Origin of the sequence: Pseudofrankia saprophytica, from assembly GCF_000235425.2 — a bacterium.
Lineage (GTDB): Bacteria > Actinomycetota > Actinomycetes > Frankiales > Frankiaceae > Pseudofrankia > Pseudofrankia saprophytica.
In genome coordinates, this window is the sequence record NZ_KI912267.1 from 272562 (window position 1) to 285435 (window position 12874).

The following is a 12874-nucleotide window of genomic DNA, read 5'->3' on the forward strand; positions in this document are numbered from 1 at the left end:
TGACGTCCCTCAACGAATGTCCTCTCGAGATGTCGTCGGCCACGGATGATGGCGGCGGGGCGCCGTAGGTGCCGTCGGGCCTCCGCGTCGGGCGGGCCGCACGACCCGCCGGAACACGTCGGCCAGGTGTCGTACGGTCGCCCGTGCGCCACAGTCGCCCGCCCGGGGCGCCGATTGTGCCAGGAATACAACGTCCACCGACAACAGGGGTGAGAGAGGACGATCTGACCCGATGACCACGCTGCCTCCGGTGGCCACGGTCGTGGCGCGGACGCCGTGGGGGGACGCGCGCGGGGTGGATCTGGGCGCGGTGCGCGTGTGGCGCGGGCTCCCGTACGCGGCGGCGCCGCTCGGGCCGGCGCGCTTCCGGCCACCACGGGCGCCCGAGCCGTGGGCGGGGGAACACGACTGCTCGGCGTTCGGCCCGACGAGCCCGCAGCTGCGGCTGCCGGGGCTGCGGGGGCCAAGACGGCGCGCCCGGGCGCCACGCGGCTCCGAGGACTGCCTTTACCTGAACGTCTGGTCGCCGGGGCCCGGCGGGCCGCCCCGACCGGTGCTGGTGTGGATCCACGGCGGCGGCTTCGTCAGCGGCGCCGGCAGCTCGTTCGACGGGGCGCGCCTGGCCGCCCGGGGCGACGCCGTCGTCGTCACGATCAACTACCGGCTCGGCCCATGGGGCCACCTCGACCTGGCACCGGACGACGCCGACCCCACCGCGCCCGCCAGCATCGGGTACAACCTGGCACTGCTCGACCAGATCGCCGCGCTGCGCTGGGTGCGCGGCGCGGTGGGCGCGTTCGGCGGCGACCCTGGCCGGGTGACCGTCTTCGGGGAGTCCGCCGGGGCGATGTGCATCGGCGCCCTGCTGGCGGCACCCGCCGCCCGTGGGCTGTTCCACCGGGGGGTGCTCCAGAGCGGCGTGGCTCACCACGTCCGGAGCCTCGCGGCCGCCGAGACCGCCCGCCACCGCTTCGTCGGGCTGCTGGACCACCCACCGGCCGAGGCGTCGACGGCCGAGCTGGTCAGCGCGGGCGAGGCGCTGCTCACCGCACTGGCGGACCCGTTCCTGCCCACCCTCGACGGTGTCGTACTGCCCGAGGCCCCGATGGCCGCCGTCGCGGGCGGGTCGGGCCGGGACGTGCCGCTGCTGGTCACGTGGTGTCGCGACGAGATCGAGCTGTTCCTGGCGCTCGCACCGGGCGTGGTGCCGGTGGCCGAGGAGGCGCGGGCGCGGGCAGTGCTCGGCGACGACCGGTGGCGGCGGCTCCTGGCCCACTACGCCGAGCACCACGGCGCCCGCGCCCGCTCCGCGCTGCTGACCGACGTGGCGTTCGCCAGGCCGGCGGCGCGCCTCGCCGACGCCGCGCACGCCGCGGGCGGCCGCGCCTGGATGCTGCGCTTCGACCACCCCGGTGCCAGCGGGCACGTCGCGCACGGCGCGGACCTGCCGCTGACCTGGGGCCGGGCCGACGCCGCGAGTCCCGACCAGGACCGGCGGGTGGCCGCGCTGTGGCAGGACATCCTGCTGGCGTTCGCCAGCTCGGGCGACCCGGCGACCCCAGCCCTGCCGCCCTGGCCCCACCACGACCCCGGCCGCCGCCCGGTCCTGCTGCTGAGTGCCTCGCCCCGGGTCGCAGAGCGCCCCGACGAGCGCCTCCACGCCGCCTGGTCCACCCTGCCGCGGCCCTAGCCAGCTCCCGCGCCGCGAACTGTGGCCGACCGCGGTGCCCCAGGACACCACCATCGGCCACGCTAGGTGATCGACGATTGAACTGTGGTCGACTGCGGTGTCCATTCGGTCGATCACCGACCACGCTTCTCCACCCGGGGCGGCCCGTTGTTGCTCGTGTGTGACAGGTAGCTCAAGACGCGATAAATCCTGCCCGCCAGGTGCATGGTGCCGAGGGTGGCGGGCGTTGTCCGTGGGGTCGGTGCGGTCGTGGGCGGAAGGAAGATCGTGAGCTCCAGGTATGTGATCATCGGCGCCGGCGCGGTGGGCGCGAGCGTCGCCGCTCAACTGACCGAGGCCGGCGTCCCGGTGCTGGTGGTCGCGCGCGGCGCGAACCTGACCGCGCTGCGTGAGCACGGGCTGCGCTACCTGCGGCCCGAAGGGGAGCGGCGGGTGGCGCTCGACGTCGCGGCCGGCCCGGACGAGGTCCGGCTGCGCGCCGGCGACGTGCTGGTGCTCGCGACCAAGTCGCAGGATGCCGAGGCGCTGCTGGCCACCTGGGCCTGGCAGCCGGTCGACGGGGTGGAGCCGGGACCCGGCAGGGCCCCGGGCGAGCCCGCCACGGCGGCCGAGGTGCTGCCCGTCGTCCTGCCGCAGAACGGGATCGACAGCGTCCGCGGCGCCCTGCGCCGGTTCGTCACCGTGATCGACACGGTGGTCGTCATTCCCGCCACGCACCTGCGTCCCGGGGAGGTCGTCTCGCCGGGGACGCCGCAGGTCGGCGGCTTCGTCCTCGGGCGGGCGCCGCGCGGTGGCGGGCCGGGGTCGGCGCACCCGGGTGACCGGGTGGCGGAGCAGGTGGCGGCCGACCTGCGGCGCGCCGGGTTCGCGACGACGGTCGTCGACGACATCGGCCGGTACAAGGCCGGCAAGCTGCTCGGCAACCTCGCCTACAACCTGGACGCGGCCGTCGGACCGGGCCCGTTGCGCGACGCCGCGGTCGCCGCCGTCGCCGACGAGGCGCGCGCCGCGTTCGCCGCGGCCGGCATCGAGCCCGCCGAGCCGATCACGGCTCCCGGCCTGGACCTGTCCGGCTGGTCGATCAAGGAGATTCCTGGCTACGAGCGCTCCGGGAGCTCCACCTGGCAGAGCCTCGCGCGCGGTGCGTCGGTCGAGTCCGACTACCTCAACGGCGAGATCGTGCTGCTCGCCCGCCTACACGGGCTCGAGGCCCCGGTGAACGCGGCGATCGCCCGCTGGATCGCCACCGCCGCCCGCACCGGCGCGGCACCGTCGTCGCTCGGCGAGGCCGAGCTCGCCGCCGTGCTCGCCGCCGCCGGCCGCCCGCTCCCCGTCACGACGGCGACATCGGCCGCGGCATCGGCGACGGTGGGTGGCGACGCGGTCGGCAGCGACGCGGTCGGTGACGGCCCGGCGCCAGTCGCCGCCGTCCTCGTCGACCCCGAGCGGCTGCACAAGGAGCTGACCGCCGCCGACTCGCCGCTGCTGCTCGACGTCCGCTGGGCGCTCGGCGACCCGAACGGGCATGACCACTACCGCGCCGACCACCTGCCGGGCGCGGTCTACGTCGACCTGGAGACCGAGCTCGCCGCGCCGGCGGCTGTCCCCGGCGGGCGCCATCCGCTGCCCGACGCGGCGGCGCTGACCGTCGCCGCCCGCCGCTGGGGCCTGACCGCCGGTCGGCGGGTCGTCGTCTACGACGACAACGGCGGTCAGTCGGCCGCACGGGCCTGGTGGCTGCTGCGCTGGGCCGGCGTCGGCGACGTGCGCATCCTCGACGGCGCACTCGCTGCCTGGCGCGCCGCCGGCCTGCCGCTGGAGACCGGGGATGTGGTCCCGGCGCCGGGTGACGTACTGCTGCGCGGCGGCGCGCTGCCGACGCTGGACGCCGCGGGGGCGGCGCGGGTCGCCGTCGAGGGGATCCTGCTCGATGCCCGGGCCGGCGAGCGCTACCGCGGTGAGCTCGAGCCCGTCGACCCGCGCGCCGGCCACATCCCGGGCGCCCGCAGCGCCCCGACCGCGGCGAACCTCGACGAGCACGGCCGGTTCCTGCCGGCGGAGGAGCTGCGTGCCCGGTTCGCCGCCCTCGGCGCCGGCGAGGGCACAGGTGTCGTCGGTGTCTACTGCGGCTCCGGCGTCACGGCCTCCCACGAGCTCGCGGCGCTGGCCGTCGCCGGGATCGACGCCGTGCTCTACCCCGGGTCGTGGTCGGACTGGTCGTCCGACCCGGACCGCCCGGTCGCGACCGGAGCGAGCTGACCGGACCGGGACCGCCCATCCGGACGCGGGCGGCGGAACCGGGCGCGGGCGGCGACGGCGTGAACGAAGGAAGCGGAAGGCGATTCCGGTTGTCGTATCATCCGGAGCGCGATTCCGCTTGTCGCCCGCCTCTCGTCCGCCCGCGAACGGAGCCCCATGTCCGCCGAACCCGGCAGTCGCCGCCCTGGCAGCGCCGCGTCTTCAGGCCCCGACGCCGCCGCAGGCGAGCGCCCAGCCGCCGGCGCGCACCCGCGTCCGCGCACCCGCGGGCGCGGCAACACAACGGTGATCTTCGTCACGCTCGCGCTCGGCGCGTCCGCGTACACGGTGCTGCAGTCGCTGGTCCTCCCAGCGCTGCCCGTGATCCAGCACGATCTGCACACCTCGCAGGCGACGGTCTCGTGGCTGCTGACCGCGTTCCTGCTCTCCGCGTCGATCGCCACGCCGATCCTTGGCCGCATCGGCGACCTGTTCGGCAAGCAGCGGATGCTGCTGGTCGTCTTCGCCGCGCTCAGCATCGGCTCGCTGATCTCGGGGCTGACCGACTCGATCGGCCTGCTCATCCTCGCCCGGGTCATCCAGGGCTTGGCCGGCGGGATCTTCCCGCTGGCGTTCGGCATCATCCGCGACGAGTTCCCGCCCGCCAAGGTCCCCGCCGCGATCGGCCTGATGTCCGGCATGCTCGGCATCGGCAGCGGCCTGGGCGTCGTGCTCGCCGGCCCGATCGTCGAGGGGCTGGGCTGGCACTGGCTGTTCTGGTTCCCGCTGATGGTGTCCGGGCTCTCGCTGATCGCCACGATCTTCTTCATTCCCGAGTCGCCGGTGCGGGCGACCGGCTCGGTGAACCTGCCGGCCGCGGGCGCGCTCGCCGCGTGGCTGGTGGCGTTGCTGCTCGGTCTGTCCAAGGGCTCCACCTGGGGCTGGGCATCGAGCGGCACGATCGGTCTGTTCGCCGCCGCGGTCGCGCTGTTCGGTGTGTGGGTGCTGGTGGAGAGCCGCTCGGCGGTGCCGCTGATCGACCTGCAGGTGATGCGGATCCCGGCGGTCTGGTGGACGAACGCCGCCGCGCTGCTGCTCGGCATCGGGATGTACGCGACGTTCATCGTCGTACCGCCGCTGATGCAGACGCCGAAGAGCGTCGGCTACGGCCTCGGCGCGTCGGTGACGCTCTCCGGCCTGTACATGCTGCCGGGCACCGTCGCGATGCTCGTCCTCGGCGTCCTGATCGGCCGGATCACCGACCGGTTCGGCTCGAAGGTGCCGCTGGTGGTCGGCTCCGTGGTCGCCGCGGCGGCCTGCGCGCTGCTGGTCGTCGATCACGGCTCGCCGTGGAACTTCATCGTGATGTCGGGCGTGCAGGGCATCGGCATCGGCCTGGCGTTCTCCTCGATGGCCAACCTGATCATCCAGTCCGTCCCGATCGAGACGACCGGCGCCGCCACCGGCATGAACGCCAACATCCGCACCATCGGCGGGTCGATCGGCAGCGGCATCGTCGCGAGCGTGCTTGCCTCCGGCGGCCTGCCCGGCGGGTACCCGAAGGAGTCCAGCTACGTCACCAGCCTGGTGCTGCTGGGCGTGGCGACGCTGGTCGCGGCGCTGGCCGGCGCGCTGGTCCCGACCATGCGGGCCAGATCGGGCCGAACCGGGGGGACGACGAGCTCGCCGGTGCCCGCCGGGGCGGCCGGCGAGGCCGTGGCCGCTTCGGCGGCGAGTTGATCGGGCGCGGGCCTAGGCTGGTGGCATGAGCTCGGTGGCCTCCGTGGCCTCGCTGACGCCGGCCCCGGCGTCCGGCACATCGGGACCGGGGGCGGCGTCGCCGCGGGCCGAACGGCTGCGCTGCGACGCGGCCCGCAACCGGGAGCGGGTGCTGGCCGCCGCGATGGAGCTCTACCGGGAGCACGGCGGCGCCTTCACCGTCGAGGAGGTCGCGAGCCGTGCCGGCGTCGGGATCGGCACCGTCTACCGGCGCTTCCCGACGAAGAACGCGCTGCTCGACGAGCTGGCCCGCCCGTTCTTCGAGCAGCTGCTGACGACGGCGCAGGTCGCCTACGCCCACCCGGAGCCGGCCGAGCGGCTCGAGGTGTTCGTCCGGGCGATGGCCGAGCAGCACGCCACCGACGGCATCCGCTCGGGCCGGCTGTGGGACCCGGCTGTCGCCCGGCCGCTGCGCGACGAGTACGTGCGCACCGTCGAGCTGATCCTCGCGGACGGGCGCGCCGCCGGTCGGGTCCGCTCGGACGTCGGCCCCTATGACGTCGGCGTGCTCATCTGGACGCTGCACGGCCTCATCGACGCCACCCACCACGCCGCCCCGGTGATCTGGCACCGGTACCTGGAGCTGCTCCTCGACGGCCTGCGCCCCGGTGGCGAGCACCCGCTGGCGACCCGCCCCATCGCGCAGGCCGACTGGGAGGACCTCGTCGCGGCCGGCCCGGTCCTGCGCCTCGGCTGACGCCACCGGCCCCGGGCCAGAGCAGGCGGCGGGCGGCGGGCGGCTGGCAGGGGTCAGGGGACGGCGACGACCTCCTTGCCGAGCGGGAGGAGCGACACCGGGATCAGCTTGAAGTTGGCCAGGCCCAGCGGGATGCCGATGATCGTCAGGCAGAGCAGGAACCCGGTGACGAGGTGGCCGAGCGCCAGCCACCACCCGGCGAAGATCACCCACAGCACGTTGCCGACGAGCGACGGCGCGCCGGCCTCCGGGTCGTCGACCACCGTCCGGCCGAACGGCCAGAGCGCGTAGTTCGCGATCCGCAGCGACGCGATCCCGAACGGGATCGTGATGATCAGGATGAAGCAGATCAACGCGGCGACCGCGTAACCGATCGCCATCCACAGCCCGCACAGCACCAGCCAGATCAGGTTCAGCACGAGGCGCATCGCGTCCTCCTCTCCCCGGCGTTCCCCGTCATGGGTGTTCCCCCGCGTCCCGCCGGCCGCCGCGACCATCGGTCCGACTACGGCGGCCGGTCCGACTACGGCGGCCATTCCCGACGCGGTCGTCACTATTGTGGCCACCGATCGCGACGTCCACACCGATGTCCGGCATCCGTCAGTGAGTCCGCCCGGCGGGCGCCCCCAGGATGCCGTCCGGCGGTATGTCCGGGCCGTCGCGGGTACAGGGGAATCATGAGCGACTCGTTCACCCCGCCGGCGGCCGAGCGGGAACCGAGAAGCCGCGCCGGATCGAGGCCCATCCGACCACGGCAGAGCCCCGCGCCGCGCCCGTCGTGGTGGCTCGCGGACTGGCGAGCCTCGCCATCGGCCGCGCGCGCCCGCGCGGAAGCCGTCGAGGACCGCGCCGTCCTGGACCTCGACGTCCAAGACTTCGACGTCCAGGACTTCAGTGGCAACGACGTCGACGGCGAGGACTTCGACGCGCCGCTGTTCGCCGTGACCGAGCCGGCTCCGGTCGCCGTGACCGAGCCGACTCCGGCCGAGCCGGGACCACACCCCGATCCGGGCCCCCACCTGCCGCCCGACCCCACACCGCCGCAGCCGCCGCACACCCGGCCCACGCGCCGCGGCCGCGGCGGCACCCGGTCGGCCAACACCAGGTCACACGGGACGCGGGCCACCCTGTGATGGCCGGCGCCTCCACCGGCCGAGGCGCCGGCGACCCCGGTTCGTGCGATGTCTGCGTCGTTGGCGCCGGACCGGCCGGGCTGCTGGTGGGGCTGCTGCTCGCCCGCGCGGGAGTGCGGGTGACGGTGCTGGAGAAGCACGCCGACTTCCTGCGTGACTTCCGCGGTGACACCGTCCACCCGTCCACCCTCGACGTGCTCGACGACCTGGGGTTGGGCGACCGGGTCGACGCCCTGCCGGGCCGGCCGGTGCGCGAGCTGACCGCGACCTTCGCCGACGGCACCTACCGGGTCGCCGACTTCTCCCGGCTGCGCGTCACCCACCCTTATGTGCTCTTCCTGCCACAGTGGGACCTGTTGGAGATGCTCGCCGCGGCCGCCGCGGAGTATCCGACCTTCCTGCTGCTGCGGTCCCACGAGGCCACCGGCCTGATCTTCGACACACCGGGAGGACCGGCCCGCGGGGTCGTGGCGGCCGCTCCCGCCGCGCTGCCGGACGGGCCGGGGGCCGCGCCCCGCCAGGTCGAGATCCGCGCCCGGCTGGTCATCGGGGCGGACGGGCGGTATTCGACGGTGTGCGCGGCTCTCGACGCGGCCGGGCGGCCACTCACCCGCCAGGAGTTCGGCGCGCCGATGGACGTGCTGTGGTTCCGGCTGCCGCGCTGGCCCGACGACCCGGAGGGAGTCGCCGTACAGGTTGGCGCCGGCCGGCTGCTGGTGCTCATCGACCGCGGCCACTACTGGCAGACGGCGTACCTCATCCCGAAGGGCGGCAAGGAGGCGACGCTCGCGACCGGTACGGATGCGCTACGCGCCGGCGTCGCCGCGCTCGCGCCCTGGCTCGCGGGCCGGGTCGGCGCGCTCGTCGAAGCCGACGACGTCGCCTTCCTGCCGGTGCGGGTCAACCGGCTACGCCGCTGGCATTCCCCCGGCGTGCTGCTCATCGGTGACGCGGCGCACGCGATGTCGCCGGTCGGCGGGGTCGGTATCAACCTGGCGGTGCAGGACGCGGTCGCGGCGGCGCGGATGCTCGCCGCCCCGCTGCGTTCCAGCGTCGGGACGGACGAGATGACGAGGGTGCTGCGCGCCTTCCAGCGCCGCCGGTGGTTCCCGGCCGCGGGCACCCAGCTGTTGCAGCGCGGACTCGGCCGCGGCCTGATCGGCCCGGCACTCGCCGCCGACGTGCCGGTGCGAGCTCCGCTGCCGGTCCGCGTACTGGATCGTCAGCCGGTTCTGCGGAGCCTCGCCGGTCGCCTGGTCGGCGTCGGCCTGCGCCCCGAGCACGTAGACACACCCGTGCCGCGCGACCTGCCAACGTCCGTACCAGCCTCGCCGCGCTAGGCCAGGAAGCGCGGCGATTGACCGAACCTGCGCAGATCTTGTGGCCGGGCCGCCGTCGGCAGGGGCCTGATCGCCATCTGTGCACTCCAGTGGTCGTGATCCGGTCCCGCGGACAGCCATCGGAGGGCGGAAACCGCGATCAGCGACCGGCGCGGCAACCTGCTCAGGCTAAGCGCCGGGATCACCGGCAGGGGTAACACGGTCGGAGCGCGGCGGAGGTAGGACCAGGTCTGCTCGCTACACGCACGCTCACCCCGGCTGCACGGGCAACCTGGCCGATGGTCCACGTCTCGGCGGGCGGCTTCATGCTTCGACGCTAGAGCCTGACACAGTGACAGGATCAAGCGCGCGCAGCCCGGGCGAAGGTAACGATCCGGCCACCGTGCCGTCGGTCCCCACGATGGGATCCGAGTCACCATCTGGTACGTAGTTCGCCATTTCGGCGCGGGCACTGACCGACCAAGGCGCGGAGGTACGGCACCGCATTCCGCGGCTACGCAGGCCGCGCCACCTCGCCACCTCGCCGCCGCGCCGCCGCGCCGCCGCGCCGCCGCGCCGTGGCTGCTCGCGGCCAGCGGCCAGGACCCTCGCGAGTCCGGAGGCGCGCGTCTCGTTGGGCTCCGCCGTCGATGCCATTTGCCGGCCGTCGACGTCAGCTCACGGCCGTCGACGTCCGTTCACGACGTCGGATCGGCTTCGCCGATCGGGGAAGGGTCCCGGGCCGTGTCGGCGGGGGTCATGTCGTCGCGCAGGCCCTTGAAGGACGGGTGGCGCAGCCGGGCGTCGGGGGTCCAGTGCGCGTACTCGACCTCGGCGACCAGCTCGGGGCGCACCCAGACGGCCTTGCGGGCACGCGGCGCCGGCACGTCGAGGAACGGCGGGGTGTCCTGCCGCAGCGGCTCCAGCAGCCCGGCGAGCAGATCGAGGATGGCGTCGGAGAAGCCCGTCCCGACATGTCCCGCGTACCGGAACGCGATCCCGGCACCGACCTCGGCACCGGGCTCGCCGCCCTCCGCCCCGCCGGCATCCGCCCGGCCGGAACCCGGGCCGCCGGAGTTCGGACCGCCGGGGTCCGCGATGCCGACGAGCAGTGAGCCGATGCGGCCCTCCCGCCTGCCCGCGCCCGGCTCCCAGCCGCCGATCACCACGGTCTGGGTACGGATGTTCTTCGTCTTCACCCAGTCCGCGCCGCGCCGGCCGGGCTGGTAGACCGACGAACGGCGCTTGGCGATGACGCCCTCCAGGCCGGCGGCGGCGCTCGCGCGCAGCACCTCCGGCCCGTCGCCCGGCAGCGTGTCCGACAGTGTCAGCCCCGGGGACTGGCCGGCCGGGAACTGGGCAGCCGCGAGCTGGGCCAGCAGCGCGCGCCGCTCGTCGAAGGACAGGCCGGTCGTGGGGTGCCCCTCGAGGAAGAGCAGGTCGAAGACGAGGTAGCTCACCGGGATCTGGCGGGCCAGCCGGCGGGCCGCGGCCGCGTCGGCGACGTGGATCCGGTGTGCCAGCAGGGAGAAGTCGGGCCGGCCGTCGGGCCCGAAGGCGACGATCTCGCCATCGAGGACGGCCTGCGTCGCGCCGAGCGCGGCCCCGACCGGCCGCAGCTCCGGGAACGCGGCGGTCACGTCGCGCCCGGTCCGGCTGCGGGCCCGAACCCGGCCGCCCTCGACGAACGCGAGCACCCGCATCCCGTCCCACTTGACCTCGTACGCCCACTCGGGCCCCGACGGCAGCGGGCCGGCGACGGCGTACATCGGCTCCAGCGCGGCCGGCATCGGCTCCCGGGCCGGATCCTCGGGCGGGTCCATCCGGTGCACCATCCAGTCGTCCGGCCCGTACGGCGCGCCGCGGCGCCGGCTCCCCGCGCCGGCCTCCCGCCCCGACCGGCCTCCGGCACGGAAGAAGACGTAACGGCCGCGCACGCGTTCGCCGCTCAGCACGACCCTCACCTTGTCCGCGTCCCAGCTCTCCAGCTCATAGGTGCCGCGGTCCCAGATCTTCACCGCCCCGCCGCCATACTCTCCACGCGGGATGTCGCCGGCGAAGTCCGCGTACTCGATCGGGTGGTCCTCGGTCTGCTTCGCCAGGTGGTTGGTGTGCGGGTCGACGGGCAGGCCCTTCGGCACCGCCCACGAGACGAGCACCCCGTCGCGTTCCAGTCGCACGTCCCAGTGCAGCGCCCGCGCGTGGTGCTCCTGGATGACGAAGGTGTCGCCCCGCCCCGCCTGGTCGTCACCCGTGTGGTCGACCGCGTCGCCGTCCTCGTTCCCACCCGCGGGCGTCTCCACCGACTCAGCCGACGGTGCCGACTCAGCCGACGGTGCCGACTCGGCCGACGGCGTCGTCCCAGCCGGCGGTGCCGTCCCAACCGGCGGCGGTGACTCGTCCTGATCCGCCGGCGGCGTGGACGCGTCCAGCGAGGGAGCGGTGGGAATCGGCTCGGGGGTGCGCGCCGGGTCGCGCCGGGCGCGGTAGGCGTCCAGCGAACGCGGCTTCTCCGGCGTCACGCGCCCCACCCGTCCTTTCCCGGCGCCACCGCCGTCACCCCCGATGGCACCCGGCCACCTCCCGCGGGAACGCCCGTCGAGAAGCACGCCTTCTCCCCGCACCCGGCAGGGAAACGCGCTTGGGCACCACGTCCCCACAAGGAAACACACCGCGACCGGGCAGGCGGGCCCTGGTGCGCGGCCCGCCGCGGCGGGCCGCACGCGGGTTCCGGTACAAAGACGCGGTCCGCTCTTTGTCGTGGCAAATGCGAACGAGGTCTGTCATGTCGGACTCCGCCGTTCTGCAGGTGCTCATCGGGCTTGCCCTGGTGTTCGCCGTCTTCAGTGTCGCCGTCTCCCGGGTGAACGAGGCCGTGCTTGGCTTCTTCAACTACCGGGGACGCCAGCTGGAGGCCGAGCTACGCCGCCTCGCCTCGGAGGCCGTCCATCCCCGGGCCCTGCCCCAGGACGGCGCGGGGCGCGCGCGTGACATCACCGCCGAGCTGCTGGACGGCCCGCTGCGGGCCCTGCGGGCAGGCGGGGGCTCCAGCGTCTCCGCCGTCGGCGAGGCGCCACCGGCCCGCGGCTGGTTCGGCGCCGTTCGGCGAGCCCGCGACCTGCGGCTGCCGACCTACGTCTCGTCGACGGCGTTCGCGCGGGCCGTGCTCGAACTTGTCGAGCCGCCGGCGCGCGCCCTGCTGCACCGCGCCAGTCCCGCCGAGCTCGCGAGCGTCTTCCCCAGCGACGTCACGGACGAGCAGCGCGCTGCCTACACGGCCGCCTACCGCGCCGCCTACGACAGCCTGACCCCGGCGACCGCCCAGGCGCTGAACGCGGCCATGCCCGCTTCCAGCGAGGCCGGCCGCACGGTCACCACCGCGATCGTCGCGCTCCTGGCCCAGTCGCCGGACACGGCGATGCTGCCGCTGGGCGCGGAGATCGCCCTGCTGCCGGAGTCACCGCTCAAGATCGCGCTGACCGCGACCGCCGCACGGGCGGGCGCCGACCGGGACAAGTTGGTCGCGGAGCTCGCCCAGTGGTACGACGGCGCGATGGACCGGCTCTCCGGCTGGTACAAGCGCCGGATCGGCAAGTTCCTGCTGGTCTACGCCGTCGCGCTGACCGTCGCCTTCAACCTGGACGCGATCGGCCTGACCCGGGCGCTCTGGCAGGACAGCGCGCTGCGCGCGGTCGCCGTCTCCTCCGCCGAGACCCACGTACAGGCATCCACTCCCGCCGGTGGGGACGGCCCGTCCGGCGACGGCGCCGACGAGACGGCGGTCGAGGCGGTACGCGACATCGGCGCACTGCAGCTGCCGTTCGGCTGGACCCGGGCCGACGCGGCCACCGATCCCCGGGCCCTTCCCGACGACGCCGGCGGCTGGGCGCTGAAGGTGCTCGGCTGGCTGGTCGCCGCGGCGGCCCTGACCGTGGGGGCGCCGTTCTGGTTCGACCTGCTCGGCCGCCTCGTCAACATGCGCTCGGCCGGCCCCAAGCCGAAGCCCGCGGCCTAGCCT

At 74.8% G+C, this 12874-nt stretch carries 9 protein-coding genes; 7 read left to right on the top strand and 2 right to left on the bottom strand.

Annotated features, from left to right (window positions below; translation table 11 throughout):
* Positions 1-232 precede the first annotated feature (232 nt).
* The 4 genes from FRCN3DRAFT_RS0235695 to FRCN3DRAFT_RS0235710 all read left to right on the top strand — a co-directional run bounded on the left by FRCN3DRAFT_RS0235695 (position 233) and on the right by FRCN3DRAFT_RS0235710 (position 6404).
* Positions 233-1690 (top strand): carboxylesterase/lipase family protein, encoded by a 1458-nt coding sequence (locus tag FRCN3DRAFT_RS0235695; protein WP_007518134.1) that lies wholly within the window; start codon positions 233-235, stop codon positions 1688-1690.
* A gap of 267 nt (positions 1691-1957) precedes the next feature.
* The gene (locus FRCN3DRAFT_RS0235700; RefSeq protein WP_007518135.1) at positions 1958-3949 is read left to right on the top strand and encodes a rhodanese-like domain-containing protein; all 1992 of its coding nucleotides are present in this window, start codon (positions 1958-1960) and stop codon (positions 3947-3949) included.
* 156 nt (positions 3950-4105) lie between these two features.
* Complete coding sequence (locus FRCN3DRAFT_RS0235705; RefSeq protein ID WP_007518137.1) at positions 4106-5668, top strand: MFS transporter; 1563 nt, start codon at positions 4106-4108, stop codon at positions 5666-5668.
* A 25-nt stretch (positions 5669-5693) separates the two neighbouring features.
* Positions 5694-6404 (top strand): TetR/AcrR family transcriptional regulator, encoded by a 711-nt coding sequence (locus tag FRCN3DRAFT_RS0235710; protein WP_007518139.1) that lies wholly within the window; start codon positions 5694-5696, stop codon positions 6402-6404.
* A 53-nt stretch (positions 6405-6457) separates the two neighbouring features.
* Here FRCN3DRAFT_RS0235710 and FRCN3DRAFT_RS0235715 read toward each other — a convergent pair whose 3' ends face one another.
* The gene (locus FRCN3DRAFT_RS0235715) at positions 6458-6832 is read right to left on the bottom strand and encodes a YccF domain-containing protein (RefSeq protein ID WP_007518140.1); all 375 of its coding nucleotides are present in this window, start codon (positions 6830-6832) and stop codon (positions 6458-6460) included.
* A 249-nt stretch (positions 6833-7081) separates the two neighbouring features.
* On the opposite strand from FRCN3DRAFT_RS0235715, the gene FRCN3DRAFT_RS0235720 reads away from it, so the two are divergent.
* Together FRCN3DRAFT_RS0235720 and FRCN3DRAFT_RS0235725 are read left to right on the top strand one after the other, a co-directional pair.
* Positions 7082-7537, top strand: a complete 456-nt coding sequence (locus FRCN3DRAFT_RS0235720) for a hypothetical protein (RefSeq protein WP_007518142.1) — start codon at positions 7082-7084, stop codon at positions 7535-7537.
* Positions 7537-8877, top strand: coding sequence for an FAD-dependent oxidoreductase (locus FRCN3DRAFT_RS0235725; RefSeq protein WP_007518143.1), 1341 nt, complete (start codon positions 7537-7539; stop codon positions 8875-8877). Before FRCN3DRAFT_RS0235720 ends, FRCN3DRAFT_RS0235725 begins: the two co-directional genes overlap by 1 nt.
* 677 nt (positions 8878-9554) lie before the next feature.
* On the opposite strand, the gene FRCN3DRAFT_RS0235730 is transcribed toward FRCN3DRAFT_RS0235725, so the two are convergent.
* A complete protein-coding gene (locus FRCN3DRAFT_RS0235730) occupies positions 9555-11378 on the bottom strand; it encodes a DNA polymerase ligase N-terminal domain-containing protein (protein WP_035931112.1) in 1824 nt (607 codons plus the stop codon).
* A gap of 263 nt (positions 11379-11641) precedes the next feature.
* Between FRCN3DRAFT_RS0235730 and FRCN3DRAFT_RS0235735 the strand changes: the two genes are divergently transcribed.
* Positions 11642-12871, top strand: a complete 1230-nt coding sequence (locus FRCN3DRAFT_RS0235735) for a hypothetical protein (RefSeq protein ID WP_007518145.1) — start codon at positions 11642-11644, stop codon at positions 12869-12871.
* Positions 12872-12874 lie beyond the last annotated feature (3 nt).

Bases quoted from the DNA above. Each gene is read 5' to 3' on its own strand.
- FRCN3DRAFT_RS0235735 (WP_007518145.1), top strand. From the start codon at position 11,642: ATGTCGGACTCCGCCGTTCTGCAGGTGCTCATCGGGCTTGCCCTGGTG.
- FRCN3DRAFT_RS0235720 (WP_007518142.1), top strand. From the start codon at position 7,082: ATGAGCGACTCGTTCACCCCGCCGGCGGCCGAGCGGGAACCGAGAAGC.
- FRCN3DRAFT_RS0235695 (WP_007518134.1), top strand. From the start codon at position 233: ATGACCACGCTGCCTCCGGTGGCCACGGTCGTGGCGCGGACGCCGTGG.
- FRCN3DRAFT_RS0235710 (WP_007518139.1), top strand. From the start codon at position 5,694: ATGAGCTCGGTGGCCTCCGTGGCCTCGCTGACGCCGGCCCCGGCGTCC.
- FRCN3DRAFT_RS0235705 (WP_007518137.1), top strand. From the start codon at position 4,106: ATGTCCGCCGAACCCGGCAGTCGCCGCCCTGGCAGCGCCGCGTCTTCA.
- FRCN3DRAFT_RS0235725 (WP_007518143.1), top strand. From the start codon at position 7,537: ATGGCCGGCGCCTCCACCGGCCGAGGCGCCGGCGACCCCGGTTCGTGC.
- FRCN3DRAFT_RS0235715 (WP_007518140.1), bottom strand. From the start codon at position 6,832: ATGCGCCTCGTGCTGAACCTGATCTGGCTGGTGCTGTGCGGGCTGTGG.